The 25,829-nt window shown below is 45.5% G+C and carries 24 protein-coding genes; 11 read left to right on the top strand and 13 right to left on the bottom strand.

What is annotated here, in order from left to right; translation table 11 throughout:
- The first annotated feature begins 23 nt into the window (after positions 1-23).
- A complete protein-coding gene (locus QMA04_RS05925; RefSeq protein WP_290184523.1) occupies positions 24-665 on the top strand; it encodes a YktB family protein in 642 nt (213 codons plus the stop codon).
- A 23-nt stretch (positions 666-688) separates the two neighbouring features.
- Here QMA04_RS05925 and QMA04_RS05920 read toward each other — a convergent pair whose 3' ends face one another.
- Together QMA04_RS05920 and QMA04_RS05915 are read right to left on the bottom strand one after the other, a co-directional pair.
- A complete protein-coding gene (locus QMA04_RS05920) occupies positions 689-967 on the bottom strand; it encodes a UPF0223 family protein (protein ID WP_191713952.1) in 279 nt (92 codons plus the stop codon).
- A 15-nt stretch (positions 968-982) separates the two neighbouring features.
- On the bottom strand, positions 983-1,948 hold the full coding sequence (locus QMA04_RS05915; protein WP_191713951.1) for an NAD(P)H-dependent flavin oxidoreductase: 966 nt from the start codon (positions 1,946-1,948) through the stop codon (positions 983-985).
- Positions 1,949-2,085: 137 nt separating this feature from the next.
- On the opposite strand from QMA04_RS05915, the gene QMA04_RS05910 reads away from it, so the two are divergent.
- A complete protein-coding gene (locus QMA04_RS05910; RefSeq protein ID WP_191713950.1) occupies positions 2,086-3,555 on the top strand; it encodes an aminotransferase class I/II-fold pyridoxal phosphate-dependent enzyme in 1,470 nt (489 codons plus the stop codon).
- A 34-nt stretch (positions 3,556-3,589) separates the two neighbouring features.
- Here the strand turns inward: QMA04_RS05910 and QMA04_RS05905 are convergent, their stop codons facing one another.
- The 6 genes from QMA04_RS05905 to QMA04_RS05880 form a co-directional block, all read right to left on the bottom strand.
- Positions 3,590-4,432 carry a polysaccharide deacetylase family protein gene (locus QMA04_RS05905; RefSeq protein ID WP_290184520.1) on the bottom strand — a complete coding sequence of 281 codons (843 nt, stop codon included), beginning with the start codon at positions 4,430-4,432 and terminating at the stop codon, positions 3,590-3,592.
- Positions 4,433-4,519: 87 nt separating this feature from the next.
- On the bottom strand, positions 4,520-5,929 hold the full coding sequence (gene lpdA / locus QMA04_RS05900) for a dihydrolipoyl dehydrogenase (RefSeq protein ID WP_203339367.1): 1,410 nt from the start codon (positions 5,927-5,929) through the stop codon (positions 4,520-4,522).
- Between the two features lie 5 nt (positions 5,930-5,934).
- Positions 5,935-7,338 (bottom strand): dihydrolipoamide acetyltransferase family protein, encoded by a 1,404-nt coding sequence (locus QMA04_RS05895; RefSeq protein WP_290184518.1) that lies wholly within the window; start codon positions 7,336-7,338, stop codon positions 5,935-5,937.
- 27 nt (positions 7,339-7,365) lie between these two features.
- Positions 7,366-8,343: an alpha-ketoacid dehydrogenase subunit beta gene (locus QMA04_RS05890; protein ID WP_191713946.1), complete on the bottom strand. Its 978-nt coding sequence runs from the start codon at positions 8,341-8,343 to the stop codon at positions 7,366-7,368.
- Positions 8,344-8,346: 3 nt separating this feature from the next.
- The gene (gene pdhA / locus QMA04_RS05885) at positions 8,347-9,459 is read right to left on the bottom strand and encodes a pyruvate dehydrogenase (acetyl-transferring) E1 component subunit alpha (protein WP_191713945.1); all 1,113 of its coding nucleotides are present in this window, start codon (positions 9,457-9,459) and stop codon (positions 8,347-8,349) included.
- 252 nt (positions 9,460-9,711) lie between these two features.
- Positions 9,712-10,356 (bottom strand): YkyA family protein, encoded by a 645-nt coding sequence (locus tag QMA04_RS05880; RefSeq protein WP_290184515.1) that lies wholly within the window; start codon positions 10,354-10,356, stop codon positions 9,712-9,714.
- A gap of 145 nt (positions 10,357-10,501) precedes the next feature.
- Here QMA04_RS05880 and def point away from each other — a divergent pair, with 145 nt between their 5' ends.
- Positions 10,502-11,068, top strand: coding sequence for a peptide deformylase (gene def / locus QMA04_RS05875; RefSeq protein WP_191713943.1), 567 nt, complete (start codon positions 10,502-10,504; stop codon positions 11,066-11,068).
- 243 nt (positions 11,069-11,311) lie between these two features.
- Here def and QMA04_RS05870 read toward each other — a convergent pair whose 3' ends face one another.
- Complete coding sequence (locus QMA04_RS05870; RefSeq protein ID WP_191713942.1) at positions 11,312-12,082, bottom strand: Cof-type HAD-IIB family hydrolase; 771 nt, start codon at positions 12,080-12,082, stop codon at positions 11,312-11,314.
- Positions 12,083-12,366: 284 nt separating this feature from the next.
- On the opposite strand from QMA04_RS05870, the gene QMA04_RS05865 reads away from it, so the two are divergent.
- Together QMA04_RS05865 and rnjA are read left to right on the top strand one after the other, a co-directional pair.
- Positions 12,367-12,579 (top strand): DNA-dependent RNA polymerase subunit epsilon, encoded by a 213-nt coding sequence (locus QMA04_RS05865; protein ID WP_191713941.1) that lies wholly within the window; start codon positions 12,367-12,369, stop codon positions 12,577-12,579.
- A gap of 2 nt (positions 12,580-12,581) precedes the next feature.
- Entirely contained in the window at positions 12,582-14,249 is a 1,668-nt protein-coding gene (gene rnjA / locus QMA04_RS05860; protein WP_290184511.1) for a ribonuclease J1, read from the top strand.
- 131 nt (positions 14,250-14,380) lie between these two features.
- On the opposite strand, the gene QMA04_RS05855 is transcribed toward rnjA, so the two are convergent.
- Both QMA04_RS05855 and QMA04_RS05850 read right to left on the bottom strand, forming a co-directional pair.
- Positions 14,381-15,040 carry a potassium channel family protein gene (locus QMA04_RS05855; protein ID WP_191713939.1) on the bottom strand — a complete coding sequence of 220 codons (660 nt, stop codon included), beginning with the start codon at positions 15,038-15,040 and terminating at the stop codon, positions 14,381-14,383.
- Between the two features lie 102 nt (positions 15,041-15,142).
- Complete coding sequence (locus QMA04_RS05850) at positions 15,143-15,439, bottom strand: hypothetical protein (RefSeq protein WP_191713938.1); 297 nt, start codon at positions 15,437-15,439, stop codon at positions 15,143-15,145.
- A gap of 404 nt (positions 15,440-15,843) precedes the next feature.
- Between QMA04_RS05850 and QMA04_RS05845 the strand changes: the two genes are divergently transcribed.
- From QMA04_RS05845 to QMA04_RS05820, 6 genes are all read left to right on the top strand, one after another.
- A complete protein-coding gene (locus tag QMA04_RS05845; RefSeq protein ID WP_191713937.1) occupies positions 15,844-16,383 on the top strand; it encodes a helix-turn-helix domain-containing protein in 540 nt (179 codons plus the stop codon).
- A 15-nt stretch (positions 16,384-16,398) separates the two neighbouring features.
- Positions 16,399-17,505 carry an ABC transporter ATP-binding protein gene (locus QMA04_RS05840; protein ID WP_191713936.1) on the top strand — a complete coding sequence of 369 codons (1,107 nt, stop codon included), beginning with the start codon at positions 16,399-16,401 and terminating at the stop codon, positions 17,503-17,505.
- A complete protein-coding gene (locus QMA04_RS05835; RefSeq protein ID WP_191713935.1) occupies positions 17,495-18,319 on the top strand; it encodes an ABC transporter permease in 825 nt (274 codons plus the stop codon). Before QMA04_RS05840 ends, QMA04_RS05835 begins: the two co-directional genes overlap by 11 nt.
- The gene (locus tag QMA04_RS05830) at positions 18,303-19,109 is read left to right on the top strand and encodes an ABC transporter permease (protein ID WP_191713934.1); all 807 of its coding nucleotides are present in this window, start codon (positions 18,303-18,305) and stop codon (positions 19,107-19,109) included. The genes QMA04_RS05835 and QMA04_RS05830 overlap by 17 nt, the downstream gene beginning before the upstream one ends.
- Positions 19,106-20,182 (top strand): ABC transporter substrate-binding protein, encoded by a 1,077-nt coding sequence (locus QMA04_RS05825; protein WP_191713933.1) that lies wholly within the window; start codon positions 19,106-19,108, stop codon positions 20,180-20,182. The genes QMA04_RS05830 and QMA04_RS05825 overlap by 4 nt, the downstream gene beginning before the upstream one ends.
- A gap of 106 nt (positions 20,183-20,288) precedes the next feature.
- Positions 20,289-21,479: an MFS transporter gene (locus QMA04_RS05820; RefSeq protein ID WP_191713932.1), complete on the top strand. Its 1,191-nt coding sequence runs from the start codon at positions 20,289-20,291 to the stop codon at positions 21,477-21,479.
- Positions 21,480-21,535: 56 nt separating this feature from the next.
- On the opposite strand, the gene QMA04_RS05815 is transcribed toward QMA04_RS05820, so the two are convergent.
- Positions 21,536-24,109, bottom strand: coding sequence for a VWA domain-containing protein (locus QMA04_RS05815; RefSeq protein ID WP_290184506.1), 2,574 nt, complete (start codon positions 24,107-24,109; stop codon positions 21,536-21,538).
- Positions 24,090-25,823 carry a vWA domain-containing protein gene (locus QMA04_RS05810; protein ID WP_203339354.1) on the bottom strand — a complete coding sequence of 578 codons (1,734 nt, stop codon included), beginning with the start codon at positions 25,821-25,823 and terminating at the stop codon, positions 24,090-24,092. The genes QMA04_RS05815 and QMA04_RS05810 overlap by 20 nt, the downstream gene beginning before the upstream one ends.
- Positions 25,824-25,829: the final 6 nt, after the last annotated feature.

Genomic DNA, 25,829 nt, shown 5'->3' with positions numbered 1-25,829 from the left:
CTAATTTTAAGGAGGATATTTACTTGACGTCTTATTGGAATGAGCAAGATTTCGATGTTTTCACTACTCCTGGCCTGGATGCCAGGATGTCTGCATTAACTGAATATGTCCGTCCGAAGTTCGAGGAACTAGGAACTGAATTTTCTTCTTTCTTCTCTGGAAAAACAGGAAATGAGTTTTTCCCGCACGTGGCAAAGCATATGAGAAGAACCGTAAATCCGCCAAATGACAGCTGGGTTGCGTTCGCTCCTTATAAAAGAGGCTACAAAGCGGTCCCGCATTTCCAAATCGGCATGTGGGAAAGCCATGTGTTCGTCATTCTGGCGGTCATCTATGAAGCGCCCAATAAAGCGATCATGGCTGAAAACCTATTGCATTCTGATGCCCTTGCACAGCTATCGGATGACTTTGTAGCCTCTGGCGACCATATGAAACCCCAATCCGATGCGCTGATCGAATTAGGTGAAGAAGGCATTGAGAAATTACTGAACCGACTTCGCGATGTCAAAAAAGGCGAATTTGTGATTGGCCGACATTTAACTCGAAAACAGGCGGATTCCATGAACAAACAGCAGTTTTTCCAATTTGCCGAAGAAACTTTCGAGGCATTGCTTCCGGTTTACAATACCCTGCTACAAAAATCAAAAGAACCTGTCAGCCGTTAAAGCTGAAGGTTCTTTTTTTCATTTTATTTCGTTTTAATTTTGATGACTCCATCGCCGCTTCCTGCTTTCATCTCCTTGATGACAGGGAAACTGGCATAGCCGCTTTCTTCTTCAAATTCACGGAAGTATGTCTTTTCTTCCGAAATTGCAGGAACCACCTGCTTGAATTTGCGGTAACGCGTCAGCAGCTCCTGCCTGTTGATGCCTTTTTCATAAGCCATTTCGATTCCTTCAAAAAAGCTAACGACATCAATGATTTCTTCGGTTGACCATTCAATTGAAAATGGATAGGAATAATCCATAGTTAACCCCTCTTTTCATTCAGTGATTGACCATTTCTTTCGTATTTCTCCAGCTTGTTTGACCATGCCATCAATCAATTGCCGGACTGACGGAACATCTTTGATCAGGCCTGTAACTTGCCCTGCCCAGCCAAAGCCCTGGTCCTTTTCCCCATTATAAATGAAGCGTTTATTGGCTTCACCGCTAATGAATTCTTTTAAGGCTTCGTAGCTTGGCGTCTGTTGTTCGATTTCAAGGATTTTGTCGGTCCAGCTGTTGCGCAGTGTTCTGGCAGGAGCTCCAATGCTGCGTTTAATGATGACCGTATCGTTCTCGGAGCTATTAATCAATTGTTCCTTATAGGCTGCTGAAGCATGGACACATTCTTTAGTGGCAATAAAGCGCGTGCCCATTTCTATGCCTTCTGCCCCTAAGGCATGAGCAGCCATCCAACCGCGGCCGTCCCCGATCCCGCCTGAGGCGATGACCGGTATATCCACCGCATCGACCACTTGAGGAATCAATACCATCGTACCGATATCGTCTCGTCCCAAATGTCCGCCGCCTTCATGGCCGACAACCATTACAGCGTCAGCTCCCAGGCTTTCCGCTTTTTCAGCTTGTCTTGTGGCAGCGACGAGAACCAGCTTCTTGATATCCGTCCCTTTCAGCTGTTCAAAAATCGGTGTTGGATTGCCGCCTGTCATGGAGACGACTGGTACGTTTTCTTCGATTGCCACATCCAGCATATGAGAAAATGCACGGCCGTGTTCGCCAATTGCAAAATTAACACCGAATGGCTTGTCCGTCAATTCCCTGACTTTCCTGATTTCTTCCCGCAATTGTTCAGGTGTAGAAAGGCTCATTGCTGTAATTTGCCCAAGGCCTCCTGCATTTGAAACTGCGGCTGCCAGTTCTGCATAAGCCAGATAAGCTAATCCTCCTTGTATAATGGGGTACTGAATGCCCAATAGTTCTGTCACCCTTGTTTTGAATTCCATGGACTCACTCCTTTTCCCTTGCTTATTTTGTATTCGCTGCCACACGAGGAAATCCTTTTATTTTTATAGTATAGCAACTTGCATCATGCTATAATTCTCCTTGTTTTCATTTTATATATAGTGAGGTGGGCTTATCATTGTCTCAATTAGAAACTCCGTTATTTGATGCGCTGTTAAAGCATCGAAACCGGCACCCGATCCAATTTCACATTCCAGGCCATAAAAAAGGCCAGGGCGTCGATCCCGCATTCCGGGAATTTGTCGGCGACAATATTTTATCGATCGACTTGATCAATATCGCCCCTTTGGACGATTTACATTCACCAAAAGGCGCCATTAAAGACGCGCAGGAATTAGCTGCAAAAGCCTTTGGCGCAGACCATACATTCTTTTCCGTACAAGGAACAAGCGGTGCCATCATGACCATGATCTTAAGTGTGGTCGGCCCCAACGACAAGATTCTTGTGCCAAGGAACGTCCATAAATCCATTATGTCCGCTATCGTATTTGCTGGCGCCATCCCGATCTTCATTCATCCCGAAGTCGATCCGGAGCTCGGAATCTCCCACGGAATTTCTGCAGAAGCGGTGGAGAAAGCGATTCTTGAATATCCGGACGCCAAAGCCGTGTTGGTCATCAACCCGACTTATTTCGGTGTAGCCGCTGATTTAAAACGCATTGTCGACATCGCGCATGGCCATGACATCCCAGTCCTGGTCGATGAAGCGCATGGCGTCCATATCCATTTCCATAAATCATTGCCTGTTTCTGCTATGGCTGCAGGCGCAGATATGGCGGCAACGTCTGTCCATAAACTTGGCGGGTCCATGACGCAAAGTTCCGTATTAAATGTCAAAGAAGGGCTGGTATCACCCAAACGTGTCCAGTCCACTCTGTCCATGCTGACGACAACTTCGACTTCCTATCCGATTTTGGCGTCTCTTGATACGGCACGTCGTCAGCTTGCCATTCATGGCTATGACCTGATTGATCAGGCAATCAGACTTGCACAGGATGCACGCAAGCGCATCAATAAAATTCCGCACTTGCATTGCGTAGGCAAAGAAGTGCTGAATTCTTCCGCAACTTTTGATATGGATCCGACCAAATTATTGATCAGCGTCAAAAATCTTGGCATCACGGGGCATCAGGCTGAAGAATGGCTAAGAGAAAACGCCAATATCGAAATTGAACTTTCCGATCTTTATAACATCCTATGCCTGGTGACCATCGGCGACACGCGGAAAGAATTGAATCTGCTGATCAACGCTTTGCAGCGCATGAGCGAGTCTTTAGACAGCGATGCTGCCATTGTTGAACCGGTTGTGCTGCTTCCGGATATTCCCCGGCTTGCCATGACGCCGCGCGATGCTTTCTACGCTACGACGGAAGTCATATCAATCAATGAAGCAGTCGGACGCATTTCCGCAGAATTCATCATGGTTTATCCACCGGGCATTCCTATTTTCATCCCCGGAGAAATCATTACGGAAGAAAATATCAACTACATCCATATGAATGTCGCAGCCGGGTTGCCTGTCCAAGGTCCGGAAGACGACACATTGCAAATGCTGCGCGTAATAAAAGAGCAGCAGGCTATCAGATAAAAAAGATCCAAGAGCAGGACGCTCTTGGATCTTTTTATATGCCTTCTATGTCTTCAGGATCTACAAAGCCGTATCCTTTGTCCTTCAGGCCTTGAATGATCCCTGGAAGGGCCTCAGACGTCCATTCCCGGTCATGCATCAATAGGTTGGCGCCATTGTTTAAGAACTCGCTGTTGACCATGATATCCGTCAAAGATTGAGCATCCCGGTATTGCTGCTCCCAATCATAGCCATAGGTCCAATTCATGAGGACCATTCCTTCCTGCTCGACCAGCTGTTTGCTGAAGTCGGTGTTTGCCCCGTGCGGCGCCCGGAAAAATTTTGGCTTTTCTCCAATGATGTCTTCCACCGTTTTGTTCAATAGGAGGATTTCTTCTTCCTGTTGCTGCTCTGGCAAATCCCTTAAATTGGGGTGGCTATTGGTATGGTTGCCGATGGCAAAGCCCATGTCATGAAGTTGCTTTAACTGTTGTTTTTCTTCATCGGTATCCAAAAAATGGCCATTGACGAAAAAGATTGCTGGAATGCCTTGCTTTTTCAACAGCTCTGCCATTTCCAACGCGTGTTTGTCCGGAGCATCATCGATGGTTACCAGTACAACTTTTTCATCGGCTGCTGCTATGGGCTGTACAGACCAGTTCGCCGGATTGATGCGGTACTGGGGCTCATCAGCAACTTTTTGTTCTTCTTTCTCTTCTTCATTCACTTGCTGTTCTTTCGATTCAGTTGTTTTTTCAACTTTCTCGGTCTCTTCTTTTTCATTTTCCGCTTCTTCTGCAGACGGATTTTTTTCTTCAGGTGGAGCACCCTGTTCTTCTCCGCAACCTGCCAACACGAGCAAGGACACTGCAAGAACAGGCCATTTTTTATGTATCAAACTAAACACCCCTTTACTAAACAAATCTTACCACGCCTCATCCATTGTTTCCAAAAAAAAGAAGCCGCATAAGCGGCTCCCTGTTTCTTACTTGATGATGTGAATTGGTGTTCCAAGAGCTACTTCCGCAGCTTCCATTGTGATTTCCGCAAGTGTTGGATGAGCATGGATTGTCATTGCAATATCTTCTACTGTCATTCCAGCTTCGATGGCAAGACCAAGCTCAGCGATCATATCTGATGCGCCAGCTCCGACAATTTGAGCACCTAACAGCAAGCCGTCAGATTTACGTGAAACAAGTTTCACAAATCCTTCAGTTGCATTTAATGAAAGAGCACGGCCGTTTGCAGCGAATGGGAATTTCGCAGCCGCAGCTTCGAATCCTTCTTCTTTCGCCTGTTCTTCAGACAAACCTACGCTTGCAAGTTCCGGATCTGTAAAGCAGACCGCCGGAATAGCCATATAATCAACTTCAGACTTCTCGCCTGCAATTGCTTCTGCAGCAACTTTACCTTCATATGAAGCTTTATGCGCCAATTGAAGACCAGCTACCACATCACCGATTGCATAGATGTTGGAAATGTTTGTACGGCATTGCTTGTCGACTTCGATCAAGCCGCGGTCAGACATGTTCAGGTTCAACTCTTCTAGACCCATTTCGTCTGTGTTTGGACGACGGCCTACAGTTACAAGAACGTAATCCGCTTCAACGGTTTTTTCTTCTCCGCCTGCCTCATATGTTACTTTAACGCCTGAATCAGTTTCTTCTACACCTTTGGCAGATGCTTTAGTGATGACTTCAACGCCTTTTTTCTTCAATCCTTTTTTGACGATAGCTGTCATTTGCTTTTCAAATCCAGCAAGGATATCCGGTGCGCCTTCAAGGATTGTTACTTCAGAACCCATGTTTGAGAATGCAGTACCAAGCTCTGTACCGATATAGCCGCCGCCGATAACGACGAGTTTTTTAGGAAGCTCAGTTAATGCCAAAGCTCCTGTTGAATTAATTACACGTTTTGTAAATTTAAAAGTCGGGATTTCCACAGGACGTGATCCGGTAGCAATAATCGCGTTTTTGAATTTATACGTTTGTGCTGAATTTTCATCCATAACACGTACTGTATTTTCATCAACGAAATAAGCTTCGCCGCGCAGGATTTCAACTTTGTTGCCTTTAAGAAGCGATTCAACGCCGCCAGTCAATTTCTTAACGACGCCATCTTTGAACGCTTGCGCTTTTTCAAAGTTGAGTGAAACTTCTTTGGCTACAATACCCATATCTTCTGAGTGTTGAGCTTCTTCAAAACGGTGTCCAACTGAGATCATTGCTTTTGAAGGGATACAGCCGACATTCAAACAAACGCCGCCAATATATTCTTTTTCAACGATTGTTACTTTTTGGCCAGTTTGTGCTGCGCGAATAGCCGCCACATAACCGCCAGGGCCTGAGCCGATGACGAGCGTGTCTGTTTCAATTGGAAAATCTCCTACTACCATAAGTTTTACGCCTCCATTAATAATAATTCAGGTTGACTTAATAAACGTTTAATATGATTTAATGCGTGTTGCGCTGTTGCACCATCGATCATTCGGTGATCGAAGCTCAATGACAATGCTAACACAGGTGCTGCTACAATTTCACCATTTTTAATTACAGGTTTTTCTGCAATGCGGCCAATTCCGAGAATTGCCACTTCAGGATGGTTAATGACTGGAGTGAACCATTGCCCACCAGCAGAGCCAATATTGGTGATCGAGCATGAAGCGCCTTTCATTTCAGCAGCAGTTAATTTACCATCACGCGCTTTTGTCGCCAACCCGTTGATTTCATCAGAAATCGCAAATATGGATTTGCGGTCTGCGTTTTTGATGACTGGAACCATCAAGCCTTTTTCCGTATCAGCAGCAATGCCGATATTGAAATAATGCTTTTGGATGACTTCGCTTGTTTCATCATCAAACGATGTGTTCAATGCTGGGAATTCACGCAATGTGCTGACCAACGCTTTTACCACGTAAGGCAAGTAAGTCAGTTTGATTTCTTTTTCTGCTGCAATGTCCTTGAATTTTTTGCGGTGTGCTACCAATTCAGTGACATCCACTTCATCCATCAACGTTACATGAGGAGCAGTATGTTTCGAGTGGACCATCGCTTTGGCGATCGCCTTACGTATACCAGACATCTTCTCACGCGTTTCCGGGAACTCCCCTTCAGGAGCTGCTGCTGCTTTAGGTGCTGCTGCCGCTTTGTCAGTGCTTTCTGCTGCCGCTTCCTGCGTTGTTTCTTGTGGCGCTTCAGAAGCTGCTGGCGCAGCTGCTTTCTGGTCACCATTCATGAAGGCTTCTACATCTTCTCTTAGAATGCGGCCGTTATTGCCGGATCCGGTGACTTGTTTAATGTCAACATCGTTGTCGCGTGCAAATTTGCGGACAGACGGCATGGAAATGACACGCGCATTCGGATCTGCTTCTTCTGTAGAGTCAGCTTGCGGCTGAGCTCCTGCGCCAGTCTGTTCTTTCGGCTCTTCTTCTTTGGCAGGAGCCTTATCGACTTCCTGGCCTGATTCAGCAGTGCCGGACTGGACTTGTTCTTCTGTTTCTTCTTTCACTTCAGGAGCAGCTTCTTCTTTATCGCCGTGGTCTCCTTTAAAGTTCATTTCTTCAGCGTCAGGCGCGTCAATACGGACCAAGATATCGCCAACTACTGCAACCGTTCCCTCTTCAACCAATACTTCTTCAACTGTTCCTGAAACCGGTGAGGGAATCTCGACAACGGCCTTGTCATTTTGCACTTCAACAAGAATATCGTCTTCTTCAATTGTATCTCCTGCTTTTACAAACCATTTTACGATTTCACCTTCATGGATACCTTCACCGATATCCGGCAAACGAAATTCAAAAGCCATCTATATCACCCTTTCGGTTCTGTCTAATTAGAAAGTAAGTACTTTCTTCGCTGTCTCTACTATATCCTTCGAGTTCGGAAGCCAAACTTGTTCTGCTTGTGAGAATGGGAATACAGAGTCCGGCGCAGTAACACGAAGAACTGGTGCTTCCAGGCTTAAAATAGCGCGGTCCGTGATTTCAGCCACGACACTCGCTGCGATTCCAGCTTGTTTTTGCGCTTCTTGGACGACCATAGCTCGTCCAGTTTTTTCTACTGAAGCAATGATTGTTTCAATATCAAGCGGCTGGATGGTACGAAGATCGACCACTTCAACCGAATAATTTTCTTTTTCAAGCTCTTCTGCCGCTTTGATGCTTTCCTGCACCATTGCGCCATAAGCGATGATCGTCAAATCTTTGCCTTCACGTTTCACTTCAGCTTTGCCAAGTGGAATCGTGTATTCTTCTTCCGGCACTTCCTGGCGGAATGAACGGTATAGCTTCATATGCTCAAGGAAAATGACAGGATCGTTATCGCGGATTGCTGAGATCAACAAACCTTTTGCATCGTAAGGTGTAGAAGGGATGACCACTTTCAAACCAGGCTGAGCCGCCATTAACCCTTCCAACGAATCAGCGTGCATTTCAGGTGTGTGAACACCGCCGCCGAATGGAGAACGGATGGTTACAGGAGAATTCAAGCTGCCGCCGCTGCGGAAACGCATACGCGCCATTTGTCCACTGATGGAATCCATTACTTCAAAAACAAATCCGAAAAACTGGATTTCCGGTACTGGACGGTATCCTTGCAATGCTAAACCGATTGCTAGACCACCAATCCCTGACTCAGCTAAAGGCGTGTCGAACACGCGATCTTCGCCAAATTCTTTTTGCAAACCTTCTGTTGCGCGGAAAACACCGCCGTTATTTCCTACGTCTTCACCGAAAACAAGAACGTTTTCATCGTTCTTCATCTCTGTTTTCAGAGCGTCGGTAATCGCTTGGATCATCGTTAATTGTGCCATGGCTTACTTCGACTCCTTTGCTTTATAAATATCCAACTGTTCCTGAACATTAAACGGCACGTCTTCGTACATGATCTCTAATAGATCGGATACTTTTTGTTTCGGAGCGCCGTCAGCTTTTTTGATTGCTGCTTTGATTTCTTCTTTAGCTTTTTCAATTACTTCGTTTTCTTTTGCTTCATTCCAGATGCCTTTTGCTTCCAGGTATTTACGGAAACGGACAAGTGGATCTTTCTTTTCCCATTCGCTGTCGATATCTGAAGTACGGTATCGGGTCGGATCGTCACCAGCCATTGTGTGCGGTCCGTAACGGTAGCAAAGTGTCTCAATCAATGTAGGTCCGTCGCCTTTAACTGCACGTTCACGAGCGTCACGTGTTACCGCGTACACCGCTAACGGATCCATACCGTCTACAAGGACGCCTGGAATTCCGGCTGCAACCGCTTTTTGTGCAATGGTTTTCGCTGAAGTCTGAAGTTCGCGAGGCGTAGAAATCGCATACTGGTTATTTTGAACAATGAAAATAGCCGGTGCGCGGAATGCGCCTGCAAAGTTGATTCCTTCATAGAAGTCACCTTGTGAAGAACCGCCGTCTCCTGTATAAGTAACCGCCACTGCTTCTTTCTTGCGTTTTTGCATGCCAAGTGCCACTCCGGCTGCCTGGATGATTTGCGCACCGATAATGATTTGCGGAGGCAAAATATTCAAACCTTCAGCCATTTGGTTCCCCATGAAATGTCCACGAGAGAAAAGGAATGCCTGGTGCAACGGCCAACCGTGCCAGATCAATTGCGGAACATCACGATAGCCCGGCAAAATGAAATCTTCTTTTGACAAAGCAAAATGCGAAGCCAATTGAGAAGCTTCCTGCCCTGCTGTCGGAGCGTAGAATCCTAGACGGCCTTGGCGGTTCAACGAAATTGAACGCTGATCGAGAATACGTGTATAAACCATCCGGCTCATCAATTCCTGAAGGTCTTCATCCGATAATTTCGGGTCTGCCTCTTCGTTGATGATTTCGCCTTCTTCATTTAAAATCTGGACCATTTCAAACTTTTCTTCGATTGTGTTAAGCGTTTCCACTGGATCGAACTGCTGTGATTTTTTCGCAGCCATAAAAGCAACTCTCCTTTTTATCTGTATTAAAATAATTACATACAATTTATGATACAATTTCACATTCCACTTCAGTATACGTTACTCGAATAGCTCGGTCAATCATATAGAACCTAACATTTTTGCATAATAGTAATAATGAAATAATTTAGATATTTAAAACTGTATCAGTTGTTTTTTTCTCCTGTATTATAATACAGAGAACAAATTCACTATCTTTTATAGCACAGAAAAAGCGGCCGTAGGGGCCGCTTACTCTTCGTTTTCATTTAATTTTTCCATTGTGGCATCTTTCAACTCATTTACCTGTTGGGTTAAATCATTAAACGCTGTCACAGCATTTTGCACTTGCTCATTTTGTTCATTAACTTCTCCAGCTTTTTCTTGAAGCATCTGCAGATTATTTTCTTCATCCTTCAACATTTCATATAATTCTTTTTGAAGTCCGATCAGCCCCTCATACGCTTGCGTAAATTCATCATGAGCAGCAAAGCGCTCGTGCATTTTTGCTTTCAATGCTTCGAGGTCAGTTTTAACAGCTGCTTCTTCGGCATCTTCAATCACTCCATCAATCTCTGTGAAATTTTCTTTGGCTGCCTGCATCGATTCCTTTTCAGTTTGAAGGAAATCAAGGCGTTCATCTGCAGAATCAATTGCTGATTGAGCCTGTTTTTCAACATCTTCTTGCTGCTCCTGTGTTAACGCCATAATTTCTTCAAACAATTGCTGCTCTTTTTTCTCGCGTTTTTCCAGGTCATCCTGGACATCCCGATATTCTTCTTCGGCATCGAAAGTATCATTCAGGACTTGATCCAATTCTTCACGAGTTCCCGAACCTGAACAGCCAGCCACTAAAAGAAGAATGATGAAAGCACACAGTACCCCTAATTTCCTCATCCTTTTCACCCCTTATTTCCATGAATTAACTATAGTATGCCATTAAGTAAAATACAACACCGGCCAGCAGCTTTTTCTTTTTTCAAAACAGCCGCTTTACGTTATACTGATATGTATAGCAAGCCAATTGAAAGGATGAAATCACTTGATACGAATGAAAGACATTATACGTGAAGGTCATCCTACACTCAGAAAACGCTCAGAAGAAGTGAAATTCCCACTTTCTGAAGAAGACCGGAAACTGGGTGAAGACCTTCTGGAATATGTAGTAAACAGCCAAGACGATGAGCTGGCTGAAAAATACGACCTGCGCCCAGGCGTTGGAATCGCAGCACCGCAAGTAAATGAAGCGAAACGAATTTTTGCCCTGCATTTTGACGAAAGCTCTGGCGAAAACCTCAGCATGATTGCTGTTAACCCCAAAATCGTCAGCCATTCTGTAGAAAAAGCTTACTTAGCAGCTGGAGAAGGTTGCCTGTCTGTTGATCGTGCAATCCCCGGCTATGTGCCAAGATACGCCCGCGTCACCATCAAAGCCTTCAATTTGGATGGGGAAGAGTTCAAAATGCGCTTAAAAGGACTTCCTGCCATCGCATTCCAACATGAACTTGATCACTTGAACGGCGTCATGTTCTTTGACCATATCGACTCAAAAAACCCGTTCGCTGAAATTGAAAACGCCATCGCAATTGAAAGAGACTCGGCTGAGTAAGCCGAGTCTCTTTTTTGTCTGATTCTCTTTTTAGCTTTGGGCGCTTGCGCTTTTCTTATTGTCCAGACTCCAGCGCCCAGCTCCTTGGGTCATAAGCCAACCCAGCGCCGCGGCAAAATCGCCACTCTGCTGGTCTGTCTTATGCCCGGCAGAGGTCCGCAGGAGGCGGATCACGTAAGCGTTGCGACAGGAAGTCGCGCCTTTAGCTTACGTTCCTCAAACGGGCGCTTGCGCTTTTCTTTATCAAATCAACTTCAAATGCTTGAACGCTTTTGCCAATCCGTCATTGTCTACATGATCCGTTACATAAGAAGCACGTTTCTTTGTTTCTTCATGGCCATTTTCCATTGCTACACTGTATCCTGCAATATCCATCATCTGCAGATCATTCAACCCATCGCCGAATGCGATGGTTTCTTCTATAGAGTGTCCAGTAGCTTTAATCAAATGTTTGATACCACTGGCCTTGGTTCCTCCTTTTGGCGTAATATCGCATGATACCCGGTGCCAGCGGACAAAATCCACTTGTTTGAATGTGTCATGGTATTGCTGCTCTTCTTCTTCTTCACAAAATACCAAAGCTTGATAGACATCATTATTCAGGTAAAATTCTTTATCCACTTCAGGATGTGCCATTTTCAAGGTTTTGATGCTTTCGTCAATGTCCGGATGGAAGTCGATCGAAGACACCATTTTATTTTCATTCATAAATACCAGAGGATGGTCACGCTGATCCGCAAATTCAAAGATATCGTTCAGAACATCTGCATCAATTGCCTGCTTATGGATAGCCTCGCCTTTATGGGCTATGTACTGGCCGTTAAACGTAATATAAGTGTCGATATCCAGCTCTTTTAGGACATTAGTGATCATAAATGGGCCGCGCCCTGTTGCAATGGCTAAATCATGGCCGTTCAAACGCGCTTGCTGCAAGGCTTCTTTAGCAGAAGCCGGTAATTTTTTATGGGAATCCAATAAAGTCCCATCAATATCGAGCAATAATAATTTAGACATTTTCTCGTCTCCATTCCATGTGATTGGGCCCTTAAAATAAAGCCCGCATTCTTTACAATTGTCAGAAAACGCAGTATACTCGCCTTAAGGAGTGGTAAGCCATGTTGAAACGTTTGAAACGAAAACTTCTCAGACAGCTCAATGGCATCATGAACAAAAAGAAAATTGCATAAACGATTTAGCCCTTCTTTATAAATAAGGAGGGCTATTCTTTATTTTAGTACAACGACATGATAATATAAAGGAAGTGCATTTATTTGAGCGTGGAAAAAGGAGAGCAAACAATGATTTTTAAAGTATACTACCAAGAAAACCGTTTTGAAGTACCAGTTCGTGAAAATACCCAAAGCCTTTATGTGGAAGCAGCATCCGAGCGCGAAGTCCGAAACCACTTAAAAGACCGTAACTACAATATTGAACTTGTTCAATTACTTGAAGGCAATCATCTCGAGTATGAACAAGCCAGCCAAAATTACGAAGTCGAGAGCGTAGAATAACGATGAAATTCGTTAAAAACGATCAGACAGCTGTTTTCGCACTTGGCGGACTAGGCGAAATCGGTAAAAATACGTATGGTGTCCAATTCCAGGATGAAATCATTCTGATTGATGCAGGCATTAAATTCCCGGAAGACGATTTGCTCGGAATCGATTACGTTATTCCGGATTACACATACTTAGTAAAGAATGTCGACAAAATTAAAGGCCTTTTCATTACGCATGGCCATGAAGATCACATCGGCGGTATCCCTTACCTTCTTAAGAAAATCAACATTCCTGTATACGGCGGAAAACTGGCTCTAGGCCTATTGCGCAAAAAGCTGGAAGAACATGGCTTGTTGCGCCAAACGAAGATGATGGAAATCGAAGAAGATGACGTCATCAAGTTCCGTAAAACGGCTGTTAGCTTTTTCCGTACTACTCACAGTATCCCTGATGCTTTTGGTGTCGTGGTAAAAACGCCACCCGGCAATATTGTCCACACAGGAGATTTCAAATTCGATTTCACACCGGTAGGCGAACCTGCCAACTTATTGAAAATGGCCCAAATCGGCAGTGAAGGCGTTTTATGCTTATTGTCCGACAGTACCAATGCTGAAGTTCCTGACTTTACCATGTCAGAACGAAAAGTCGGCGATTCCATCAAAGACATCATGAGAAAAATTGATGGACGCCTGATCTTTGCGACTTTTGCGTCAAACATCTACCGTCTTCAGCAAGTAACGGATGAAGCGGTCGCACAAGGCCGTAAGATTGCCGTCTTCGGACGCAGCATGGACAACGCCATGACAATCGGCCGTGAGCTAGGCTATATCAATGCACCTGAGGATGCCTTTGTAGATACACAAACCTTAAACCGTTTACCTGCAAACGAAGTTCTGATTCTTTGCACCGGTTCACAGGGCGAACCGATGGCTGCCCTTTCAAGAATCGCCAACGGAACACATCGCCAAATCCAGATTCAGCCAAACGACACAGTTGTCTTCTCGTCTTCTCCGATTCCGGGCAATACGAGCAGCGTCAACCGTACAATCAACTTGTTGTTCCGCGCTGGAGCAGACGTGATTCATGGATCACTTAACAATATCCATACATCAGGCCACGGCTCAGAGCCCGAAAACAAATTGATGCTTCGTTTAATCAAACCAAAATACTTCATGCCGATTCATGGTGAATTCCGGATGTTAAAAACGCATGCAGGATTGGCCGTTGAATGTGATGTTCCTTTGGAAAACACATTCATCATGGAAAATGGCGAAGTTCTTGCTTTAGGGCAAGACGAAGCTTCTGTTGCAGGACGCATCCCTTCTGGTGATGTCTATATCGACGGCAGCGGCATCGGAGATATCGGCAATATCGTTTTGCGTGACCGCCGTGTCCTTTCCGAAGAAGGATTGGTCATTGTTGTCGTCAGCGTTGACATGAAAAAGAACAAGATGGTTTCAGGTCCCGACATCATCTCACGCGGATTCGTTTACATGCGTGAGTCTGGCACAATGATCTATGAGGCTCAGCAAATGCTGAATCGCCATCTCAATAAAAAAATACACAGCAAAAACACAGAATGGGCAGAATTGAAAAATGATATTTCTGACGTTCTCGGACCGTATTTGTATGAAAAAACAAAACGCCGTCCAATGATTTTGCCGGTAATTATGGAAGTTTAATTAAGCAAATAAAAAAAGGTGCACCGGATAATCATTCCGATGCACCTTTCTTTATTTTCATATAATACAGGGAAACAAAGACCGGAAAAGGATGCACTCCCTTTTCCGGTCTTTTTCTTGTTTTGCAGCAATCAATTCATCATTTTTTTCTCGAAACGATTGATGTCCGCGTCTGATCCAATGATGATCAGGACATCTTCCTGTTCAATCTCCATATCGGCCTGCGGAGAAACGATAATGTCGTCTTTCCGTTTAATGGCTACGATGTTGATGCCGTACCTTGCCCGGATATCAAGCCCAATTAATGTATAGCCTGCCAATTTGTGATTGGCTTTGATTTCCATAATGGAATGTTCGTCGGACAGTTCGAGATAATCCAGCACGTTATTGGACAGGATGTTATGGGCAATCCGGATTCCCATATCCCGTTCCGGGTGAACCACTTTATCGGCGCCAATTTTATCCAGCACTTTAGCATGGTAATCATTTTGCGCTTTTACCGTAATTTTTTTTACGCCTATTTCCTTCAACATCAGCGTCGTCAATATACTGGCTTGGATATTTTCCCCAATTGCCACGATGACGTGTTCAAAATTTCGGATTCCCAATGATTTCAGAACCGCTTCATCGGTCGTATCCGCTACAACCGCTTGTGTCGCGATGGACGAAAATTCATCTACCCGTTCCGAATCCTTATCGATTGCCATAACGTCCGCATCCTGTTCGATCAACTCACGCACAATGCTTCCGCCAAACCGGCCAAGCCCAATGACTACAAATTCCTTTTTCATATCCATCCTCCACATTTTCAATTGCTTCTATTCTAGCATACATAAAGCAAACTAAAAATCTCAATATGCCGAACAACTTTCGGTAAAATAAAAAAACCCCGCTTATCGGCGGGGATCCAAAGGTCGTTTTGGACGATTTTCACAATACTCACAACTGATGTCTGTGCAAGGTTCTTCCCGCCATTCATTGCAGTCGGCGCAGTAGCTTGCATCAAATTCATCGTCAAACGTCAGTGCCGACAAACAAGTGTGGCAATAGGTATGGACATCCATCCAATTGATAAAACGCTTGTCTGCTACAAGGTACAATCCTTGCTGGTCCTGCTTGTAATTCATAATCGAAGGTTTTTGAATGACCCGGTTTTTAGGATCAAGAAAAAAATTCATTTTGCCGTTCACATTGATCACTCCTAGAGTTTGGTCGTGCTATAGTACTTGGATTCATCAGCTGTATCCGGACAGCTGCTCTACTCCCAATGCCGGTGACAACGGGACATCGGCTGAAATCGCGCAGAGGCTTATTGTTCCGTCCAGCCATCATTTTTATATGTTAGTTTCATTCATCGGAAAGCTTCCATTAGCCTGTTATAAGTTAAATGTACTATTTTTAATTTCACACTTTCTCTATGATAGTAAAAACCCATGCCAAATTGCAATAGATAACAATCCTTTATTGAAAATAATTTCTGACTTGAAAAATATCGCTCTTCTCGTATAATGAATATATGCTATTAGTAAACTAAAAGTATATTTTAACTAAACTTTATGAAATTTTCACTTAATAGGAATCGAGGAGAATTCTGTTGGAAATCGGAACAAAAATCAAACGTCTTCGATTAAAGAACGGATTGACACAGGAAGAATTGGGAAAACGGACCGACTTGAGCAAAGGCTTTATTTCTCAGTTGGAACGTGACATGAATTCCCCTTCTATAGAAACCTTTTTCACGTTGCTTGAAGTGCTGGGGACCACTCCCAAAGAATTTTTTTCCGATGAACGGGACGTCAAAGTTGTATACTCCACCGCCGACCACACTGCACACGTTGACGAAGAAGCCGGATATGAAGTGGAATGGCTTATTCCCACATCCAATGAAAAGGAAATGGAGCCTGTCTATTTAACTTTCCAGACAAATGGGCATTTTAAAGAATTTGAACCCTCTTCTGCAGAAACATTCATCTACGTTCTCGAAGGACGGGTTCTGCTCAGAATCGGTGATCACCAATATTCGGCAGCTGCCGGCGATTCCATCTATTTTGAAGCTTCCAATCACCATCAATTGATCAATGATTTTGATGGCATCTCTGAAATGATCATCGTTACCACACAATCTTATTTATAATTCAGGAGGGATCTTATGTCCGAAAAATCAATTATACGTTTTGAAAATGTCACGCAGACCTATGAAGGTGCCGGCAATGTATTGAACAATGTCAGCTTTGAACTGGAAAAAGGAAAATTCTATACGCTGCTTGGTCCATCAGGCTGCGGGAAAACAACCATTTTGCGCCTGATAGCCGGTTTTGCAACACCGACCAGCGGCGATATCTATATAGAAGGCAAAAAAATGAACACGATTCCTGCAAACCAGCGCCAAGTCAATACGGTGTTCCAGGACTATGCTTTGTTTCCTCATTTGAACGTATTTGAAAACATCGCATTCGGATTGCGCATCAAGAAAGTGAAAGGCCCGGAAGTGGAGCGCCGCGTAAGAGAGGCTTTGGCTTTCGTCAATCTGCAGGGCTATGAACAACGTGAAATCGCAGAGATGTCCGGCGGTCAGCGCCAGCGCGTTGCCATCGCACGTGCAATTGTCAACGATCCTGAAGTCATCTTGCTCGATGAGCCCCTTTCTGCCCTGGATTTGAAACTGCGGACAGAAATGCAGTATGAATTGCGGGAACTTCAGCAGCGCCTTGGGAAAACCTTCGTCTTTGTTACCCATGACCAGGAAGAAGCACTTGCCATGTCTGATGAAATTTTCGTCATGAACGCTGGCCAAATCCAGCAAAGCGGAACCCCGATGGATATCTATGATGAGCCTATCAACCGTTTTGTCGCCGACTTTATCGGTGAATCGAATATCGTCAGCGGCGTCATGATTGCCGATTATCAAGTTCGTTTTGCCAATAAAGACTTTGAATGTGTGGATGCGGGATTGAATCCGAATGAACAGGTGGAAATCGTCATCCGTCCTGAAGATCTCGAAATCACTACGGCAGGTACCGGCAAAATGGCCGTCACTGTTGATACCCAATTGTTCAGAGGGGTGCATTTCGAAATTTCCACAATTGACGAAGTAGGCAACGAATGGCTCGTCCATTCTACGAAAAAAGTTGAGGTCGGTTCACAGATCGGCCTGGATTTCTCACCAGAAGCGATTCACGTTATGCGTTTGAACGAATCGGAAGAAGCATTCGATGCACGGTTGGAATCCTACGGAGCGGCTGTCAATGAAAGATAACCCATCGCGCCCGTTATACCTTGTCCCTTATTATATATGGATTGCCTTATTCGTTATTGCACCGATTGCCTTGATCTTCTATTTCTCGTTCTTGGATTTGACTGGTGCCTTTACATTGGAAAACTACCAGAACTTCTTTTCTTCCGTTTACCTGCGGATGACATTAAGCTCGTTCTGGTACGCTTTCCTGATTACCGTTATCACAATCCTGATTGCCTATCCAACAGCTTATTGGTTGACTAAGACCAAGCATAAGCAGCTGTGGCTGTTGTTGATCATCATTCCTTCATGGATCAACTTATTGTTGAAGGCTTATGCCTTTATCGGGATTTTCGGATTGTACGGCCCTGCCAACAAACTGCTTCAGACACTCGGAGCAGGCCCGTGGCAGATATTGTTTACAGATTTCAGCTTTATCTTTGTATCGGTTTATATTTTCATTCCGTTTATGGTCTTGCCGATTTTCAATTCGCTGGATAAAATCAATCCGGCATTGATCGATGCTTCACGCGATCTGGGAGCTTCCTCTTTCACGACTTTCAGACGCGTTATTTTCCCCATGGCCATCAATGGAGTGAAATCAGGTGTACAGGCTGTGTTTATCCCTGCCTTGTCGCTTTTTGTCATCACTCGCCTGATTGCTGGAAACAAAGTCATTACACTGGGTACAGCAATCGAACAGCAATTTCTTGTGACACAGAACTGGGGAATGGGTTCGACCATTGCCGTGTTCCTGATCTTGTTCATGATCATCATCATGATGCTGACTGGCCACAAAGAAAAAGGAGGTGCATATAATGGCAAAACTAAGTAAGTCCGCAAAACTGTATTTGGTAGTCGTTTTTGCCATTCTCTATGCGCCGATCTTTTATCTGATCTTTTACTCCTTCAACAGCGGAGGCACCATGTCGAGCTTTGAAGGATTCACTTTGGAGCATTACGGCGCTGTATTCAACGATACGCGGCTGCTGATCATTTTAATGAATACTATCATTATCGCTTTGTTGTCTTCACTTATCTCAACAGCAATCGGCGTTCTTGGCGCAATTGGCATCGTCTTTTTGCGAAACCGCAAAACGCGCAACGCCGTTCTGTCTTTGAACACCATTTTGATCGTCAGTCCGGACGTCATCATCGGGGCATCGTTCCTGATTTTGTTCACGATGATCGGCGTCAAACTCGGCTTTGCTTCTGTCTTGATTTCACACATCGCCTTCAGTATTCCGATTGTGGTGATCATGGTATTGCCGAAGCTGCAGGAAATGAGCGGGTCGCTGATAGACGCTGCGACCGACCTTGGCGCATCGAAACGGGATATTTTGACACGCGTTATCATTCCTTATATCAAGCCGGGTATTTTCGCTGGATTTTTCCTCGCCTTGACTTATTCGCTTGATGATTTTGCAGTTACGTTTTTCGTTACAGGAAACGGTTTCTCGACCTTATCCATTGAGATCTATTCAATGGCCCGTGCAGGGATCACTTTGACCATCAATGCACTTTCCGCGTTGATTTTTGTAGTAACGCTTGGACTGGTCCTCGGCTACTACTTCTTTAATCAACGGGCCGGACAAACCCCTGGAACAGGAGGCGCCAAACTATGAAAGAAATCGTCAGAGCCGCTATAGCCATCCTGCTGGTATCGGCCATTCTCTTATATGTGGTCAACGCCATGGAAAAAAGTTCGGCAACTATTGGCGGAGGCTCCATTTCCGTCTACAACTGGGGTGAATACATCGATCCCGAACTGATCGACCAATTTGAAGAAGAAACCAATATTTCGGTGGTTTATGAAACATTTGATTCAAATGAATCGATGATGACCAAAATTGAACAGGGCGGCACAACTTACGATGTTGCGATGCCTTCTGAATACGCCATCGAAAAAATGAAGGAAAACGACCTGCTGCACCCAATGGACCATGAGCTATTGCCGAATCTTGAGAACATCGATCCGTATTTCCTCGACTTGCCTTTTGATCCAGGCAACGAATACTCGATTCCTTATTTCTGGGGAACAGTCGGGATTGCATTCAATCCGACCTTGTTGGAAGGACAGACGTTCGAAAGTTGGGATGATTTATGGAATCCTACACTCGAACAGGAAGTGATCCTTGTCGACAGTGCGCGTGAAGTCATCGGCATGGGGCTGAACAGTTTAGGCTATTCACTGAATTCGACCGACATGGGTGAATTGCGTGAAGCCACGGATAAATTGAAAACGATGGGCCCGAACGTCAAAGCCATCATCGGTGATGAAATTGTTGAAATGATGCGCCGGGAAGAAGCTGCAGTAGCGGTTACTTGGTCCGGACAGGCTGCCGATATGATGTGGATCAATGAAGACATCGATTACGTGGTCCCTGAGGAAGGCTCGAACTTATGGTTTGACAATATGGTCATTCCAAAGACAGCCGGAAATGTGGAAGGCGCCCACGCATTCATCAACTTTATGCTGGATGCGGAAGTGGCAGCGCAAAATGCGGATTATGTCGGATACTCCACTCCGAATGAAGAAGCGATTGCGTTGATGGACCCGGAAGTTACCGGAGATGAACGATTCTATCCACCGGAAGAACTTCGGGAGCGCCTTGAAGTCTACGAAAATCTGGGACTTGAAATGCTGGGAATCTACAACGAACTATTCCTGGAATTTAAAATGGATATGGAAAACTGACAGGCAGAACTTTTGCCTGTTTTTTTTGTGGGAATTGGGGTATAGTATGTAGATTCTATAGACTAAAGTTTAGTAATACGAAATAACAATGAAAGAAGGTCTCTTTATGGCCGTAAAATCAAATAAATTCGCACTTTATGTGCTGATGTTCAATATGTTCATTGCCATGAGCGGCATCGGTTTGATCATTCCGATTATGCCAGCTTATCTGGACACTTTCGGCGTGGCTGGCCAAGCTCTCGGCACCCTAATCGCTACATTCGCTTTAGCCCAGTTCCTGTTTTCGCCTTTGTCCGGTCAACTTTCCGATAAATACGGGCGAAAAAAGTTGATCATCTTTGGATTGATCGTTTTCGGTCTATCCCAACTGGCATTCGGGCTCGCTTCCCATCTGTGGATTTTGTACCTTGCCCGTTTCTTCAGCGGACTCGGTGCTGCATTCCTGATCCCCCCGATGATGGCCTTTGTTGCTGATATCACAACGTTTGAAGAACGTGGAAAAGGAATGGGGCTGCTCGGAGCTTCCATGTCGCTCGGCTTTATGATCGGGCCGGGAATCGGTGGGTTTCTCGCCGAAGTCAGCATCCAGTTTCCTTTCTACGTTGCAACGGCAGTGGCACTCATTGCTGCATTTATTTCTTTTGTCGTGTTGCCGAATGTCGCACCTACTGTACAGGCTGCAGATCAAAAATCCGAAAACCTGCTCCAGCAGCTCAAGCGTTCTACTTACACCCCTTACTTCGTCATGCTGCTGGTCATGTTCATTTTCGCTTTCGGTTTGGCTAATTTCCAATCGACCATCGCATTATATGCAGATAAGAAGTTTGGTTTCACACCGAAAGAAATTGCTATTCTGATTACAATCGGCGGATTTGTCGGTGTAGTGGTCCAAACTTTTGTCATTGATAAGCTCTTCAAACGTTTTGGCGAAATGAAAGTTATCCTTGTCAACTTGCTGGTTTCTGCAGGAGCCATGATCGGCATTTTGTTTGTCAGCTCGTTCTGGGCCATCCTTCTTGTGGCTGCGGTCTTTTTCACTGCCGCCTCCCTGTTGCGGCCGGCCATCAATACGCTCATCTCCAAACTGGCTGGCGATGAACAAGGATTTGCAGCCGGTATGAACAATGCCTACATGAGCCTCGGCAATATGATCGGTCCGGCACTCGCCGGCATCCTTTTCGACATCAACATGAGCTATCCGTATATATTAGGGACCGCCATCTTGATCACTTGTTTTTTCATTGCCAATACATGGTCGATGCGGAAACAGCAACTCTTGGCTACCAGCCGGAGCTGAAACATTAAATTAAGAGCAAAATATTTTACTTCCTTAAATCAAAAAGCGAAAAAGAGTCAATTCCTCTTTTTCGCTTTTATTAATTGATCAATTGCCGCAGGAGAAGAGTCCTCTTCTTTAGCGGTTTTTCTTTTTTGTATGAGTTTCGGCAGACCAAAGCGTCGGAGTGTGATGTCTGTAAAGAACAGAACCATCCCCGCCAACAGCAGCCACAATTGAATCGGGCGGACCGTACCGCTGGTATAAGGCATGTCACGGAACGCTTCATCCAGTGTACCCAATACTTGCCCTCCTGTCCGTTCAGCCAAGGCTGTCAAAAGAGGCATATTGGCTGATGCCGTTCGGTATTCATCGCCGTATGGAATAGTCAGCCCTGTTTTAAAGGCCGCTCCGTTTTCATTGCTGACGCTGAAAAAGACCAGTCCCGGATCGGCATCCAACTTGACTTCAACTTTTCCAGGTGCCACCGGCTCTGTCTGCAGTGGAATGTCATTGCCTTCTTCGTCAACTGCCGCCACCGTCAAGATCGCAGAACTCTGTGTAGGATCTTCTACCGTGTAGACTCCTTGTTCTTTCCGAATGACCGAATAAGGAATCTCTTCAAATGTAGGCTGCAATTCAGCCACGCTGCGGTTCCAGAAATCCGGCCACTGAGCCCAGCTTTGGAAGTCCCCACTCCATGCACCACTGCCGGAAGTGAAAGCAACCGTTTTTCCAAGGCCGTAATTCCAGCTCGCCAGCACAGGATCGCCTTCTTCACTCTCCAGTGCAACGGTTGCGGTACTCTTGGCTGTAGTTGCAATATAGGCATTGAGTTGCGGAACACCTTCTGCAAATAAATCATCCCATTTGCTGCTGTAAACGATCGGGTAAAACGGTTGATCGACAATGTAAGTCCGCGACATCATGATCGTTTCACGCGACAGGATGGCAGGAATCGTAGTAGCATCCGTCACATCATAGAAACGCCCACTTCCTGTGTCCGCCAACTGTTCCAGCAGATTGCGGTCCGCATCTTGTCCGATCGACACTGTCGACAAGGTGATGTTATTGTCTTTGCCATTTTCAATCAACGCGTCATAGTCATTTGATGTAGCAGATTGGCCATCCGTCAATAGAATGATGTGTTTCCGCTGCAGTTTCAAATCTTCCAATTCCATATAAGCCTTTTGCAAAGAACGATAGATTTCAGTCCCGCCTCCTGGCGTAATTCCCAAGACCTTATCCACCGCGGCCTGCGGATCGGCCATTTTGGCAGTCGGCAAAATTTCCCATGGCTGGTCATCAAATGCGATGACGCCCAAGGTATCATCCGGACGCAGCAATTCGATAGAGCGGGCTGCCGCTTCTTTGGCGAGCTCCAACTTCATTCCCATCATGCTTCCTGAACGGTCCATCACAATCATGAGGCCTAGTGAAGGCAATTCATGTTTGCCTTGGACTTCCATTTCCACCGGCAACAGGCGTTCAATCGGCGTCTTGAAATAACCTCCCAACCCAAAACTTTGATCGCCGCCGACCATCATAAAACCGACACCGAATTGCTGGACAGCTTGTTCAATAATGGCCATCTGCTGTTCACCGACAGAAGTTCCTGATACGTTGTCGAAAATAATGGAGTCATAACGAAGAATAGCGGATAAGCTGCTCGGCAGTTCAGCGCCAGAGAGTTCGGTTACACGCAAATTATTTGTGTCCAATAAAGCGGCAATCGGACTCGGCTCTCCGCCATTGACCACCAGTACTTCCGGATTGCCGGAAACTTCCGTAATGCTCGCCAATGAATTGTTCTCGAGAAAAGCATCTTCAGCAGCCTCCAAACGCACTTCATACTTCAGCAAGCCTTCCGAACTGGCCGGATAGGTATAATTGAAGACATTTTGGCCTTCTGCCAAGGAGATCTCTTTTGCATCCAAATCGCGGTCGTTAACCGAAAAGATCAATTTTGCCTGAGCTTCTGCATCTGAATCAATGGAGACAGAAAATGCCTGTGCCTCTCCCAAAAATGCCCGTGAAGGCGTTTCAAAGCGGCTGACGGCCATATCGTTCACTGCAGATTGTTCGATGGGCCAAACATCCACTTGCAAACGGTCCGATTCTAGGCGATTCAAGCTTTCGATGGCAGAAGATTGTGTTTCATTGCCATCAGTCAAAACCACCAACCGTGTCGCAAGGTCTGTGTCTCCACTATTTGAAGCCAGCTCCAGTGCCCGGGCGATATTGGTATGGCCGTTCTGGCCGATCGCCAGTTCCGCAGGCAAAGTCTGAGGTTCTGCTGTCATCGGCAGAAGGCTCAGGAAATCCTCGGCGAATGTATAGACGGCAACCGACTGATGATCTTTTTGAGCGTTTAAAGCTTTTTCCACTGCTGCCGCCATTTCGGTCTCCATTCCTTCAAGAGACGCCGATCGGTCCAACAGGAAAATCACTTGTTCTTCTTTTACCGGACTGAACAGCGATGGCCCCGCCAAGGCGAAGATCAATAAAGCCACCACGAATACACGAAGAATAAAAACTGTTTTCGCCATTTTGGAACTGGCAGGAAAATTCTTTAAACCAAACCAGCCAAAGTAGAGGGCGGCAGGAAGGAGCAAAATCAGCCAAAGCGGTTCATCGAGTTGCAATTCCACGGCGGTACACCTCCCATTCCACAGCAACCAGCAGCAAAATCAACACAATAATATACGGCACGAAAGAAAAACGGACTGTGTCCTGGGCGGTTGTCGCCAGCCCCATGGCATAGGAAGAACCGGCTTCCAGCGCCTTTTCTTCATTTGCCAATTGAACAATCATCTTCTTCGTCTCTTGTTCACCAATCACTTCATAAACCCCTGGTTCAGACGGTGAAATAAACGGGCCGCTGCCTTCTATATAAGAATAGAGGTAAGTGCCATCTTTAAAGATTTCCCATTCTCCTGTATCGGAAGCGAGAGAAACCGAGCGATGTTCATTGGGTTGAAAAAATCCGAGAAACGCCGTATCTCCAGATAAGCTATCCATAGCGCTCCAAAGAAATAACGGAAATGACGGATACAGCGGCCAGTCGGTCAACTGAATATCCGTCAGCACGGCAATATCGCCTTCAGGAGAGACTTGAATGAAAGGATTTCCATCAATCGACGCAATTGTTTCAAACCCTTCAAAAGGTGGATACAGCTGGGATACATAGACATCTTCCAGAGAAGCATAAGTAAAGAGCGGATGCGCTTGTGCTTCAATTTCTCCGGCTACTTCGAAAGCTTTTTCATCATTACGGCCAATCAATAGAACCGGCGCTGTTCCATCCAATAACTCGCTTTGACTGGTAACCAGCGGCAATGCTGAATCCGGTTCTAACTGGACCGGCTCTGCCAGGTGAACTTCCAAATCCGTAGAACGGAACCCACTGGCGATCAGTTCATGCAATGATGAGTCAACCACGACCGCATTTCCTGGCGGCGCCAGATAAGTCGCCATTGTGTTATCAGCCGCATAATCATCTTCCGCTTCTACAGTCGCCTGCCACAACTTTTCATTGGGCAGCTCTTCGAAAGGAACAAGCAATTCCATTGAAGGCTCCAGCTCTACTTCCGCTGTCTTCTCTATGTTGCCTGCCGATAGACGGACTGTTGCCTGAAGGGGATTTTCACTGTTATTTACCAGCTGGACGATGCCCCTTGCACCCGTCTCAGTCTCTGATAGACCGAACTGCTCAATGGAAACATTGCGCAGCGATTCATCAATTCCGTGGACTTGATAACGTTGGCCGGTTTTGTTGGCCAGTACAGCACGGTCCAATGAATCCGTAAAAATATGAATGACCGTTGATTCGTTAGCTGCAAGCGTATCAGCAAACAAAATTGTCTGTTCCATTTCAGCCTTTTCATACCTTACTTCCAGTTGGTCAATCGCCCGCTCCAAAACTCTTTGGTCCTGTTCATTGCGGACCACTACTTCTGGACTGGCTCCTGTCGTGACGATAGTGACGGGTTTCCCTCCAGCTTGGGCTGCCAACTTTTTCATTTCCTCCTGCTGCTTTTCAAAATGTGGGGGGGAACCCGCAAGCATCGTCGCCGATGTGTCGACGACAAAGATAAAGTCATTGCCTGCCAGCGTTTCCGACTCGCTGAACGGCCCCAATAATCCCAGTACACAAAACAGGAGAGCCGCCAGCTGCAAATAAAACAATAAATGATGCTGCAATTTTTTCAGGTACGGTGAAGCTTTCAGCTCTTTCATCCGCTCCTGCCAGAACATTGTTGATGACACGCGCTGGTCCTTGTATTTTTTCCTGAAGAAATAATAGAGGATCACGGCCAACGGCATAACTGCTGTCCAGATCATTCCCCAATTCGATGCCCCCATGCCGTT

The organism is Planococcus sp. APC 3900, from assembly GCF_030407735.1.
Taxonomy (GTDB): Bacteria; Bacillota; Bacilli; order Bacillales_A; family Planococcaceae; genus Planococcus; species Planococcus notacanthi.
The sequence above is the reverse complement of the archived record's forward strand: the minus strand, read 5'-3'. Positions and strand labels throughout refer to the sequence as shown.

Coding starts and splice junctions, on each gene's coding strand:
- QMA04_RS05915 (WP_191713951.1), bottom strand. CDS start 1,948: ATGGAATTCAAAACAAGGGTGACAGAACTATTGGGCATTCAGTACCCC.
- QMA04_RS05830 (WP_191713934.1), top strand. CDS start 18,303: ATGGCAAAACTAAGTAAGTCCGCAAAACTGTATTTGGTAGTCGTTTTT.
- QMA04_RS05835 (WP_191713935.1), top strand. CDS start 17,495: ATGAAAGATAACCCATCGCGCCCGTTATACCTTGTCCCTTATTATATA.
- QMA04_RS05840 (WP_191713936.1), top strand. CDS start 16,399: ATGTCCGAAAAATCAATTATACGTTTTGAAAATGTCACGCAGACCTAT.
- QMA04_RS05855 (WP_191713939.1), bottom strand. CDS start 15,040: ATGAAAAAGGAATTTGTAGTCATTGGGCTTGGCCGGTTTGGCGGAAGC.
- QMA04_RS05890 (WP_191713946.1), bottom strand. CDS start 8,343: ATGGCACAATTAACGATGATCCAAGCGATTACCGACGCTCTGAAAACA.
- QMA04_RS05920 (WP_191713952.1), bottom strand. CDS start 967: ATGGATTATTCCTATCCATTTTCAATTGAATGGTCAACCGAAGAAATC.
- QMA04_RS05820 (WP_191713932.1), top strand. CDS start 20,289: ATGGCCGTAAAATCAAATAAATTCGCACTTTATGTGCTGATGTTCAAT.
- lpdA (WP_203339367.1), bottom strand. CDS start 5,929: ATGGTAGTAGGAGATTTTCCAATTGAAACAGACACGCTCGTCATCGGC.
- QMA04_RS05825 (WP_191713933.1), top strand. CDS start 19,106: ATGAAAGAAATCGTCAGAGCCGCTATAGCCATCCTGCTGGTATCGGCC.
- QMA04_RS05810 (WP_203339354.1), bottom strand. CDS start 25,823: ATGGGGGCATCGAATTGGGGAATGATCTGGACAGCAGTTATGCCGTTG.
- QMA04_RS05870 (WP_191713942.1), bottom strand. CDS start 12,082: ATGTCTAAATTATTATTGCTCGATATTGATGGGACTTTATTGGATTCC.
- QMA04_RS05895 (WP_290184518.1), bottom strand. CDS start 7,338: ATGGCTTTTGAATTTCGTTTGCCGGATATCGGTGAAGGTATCCATGAA.
- rnjA (WP_290184511.1), top strand. CDS start 12,582: ATGAAATTCGTTAAAAACGATCAGACAGCTGTTTTCGCACTTGGCGGA.
- QMA04_RS05865 (WP_191713941.1), top strand. CDS start 12,367: ATGATTTTTAAAGTATACTACCAAGAAAACCGTTTTGAAGTACCAGTT.
- QMA04_RS05880 (WP_290184515.1), bottom strand. CDS start 10,356: ATGAGGAAATTAGGGGTACTGTGTGCTTTCATCATTCTTCTTTTAGTG.
- pdhA (WP_191713945.1), bottom strand. CDS start 9,459: ATGGCTGCGAAAAAATCACAGCAGTTCGATCCAGTGGAAACGCTTAAC.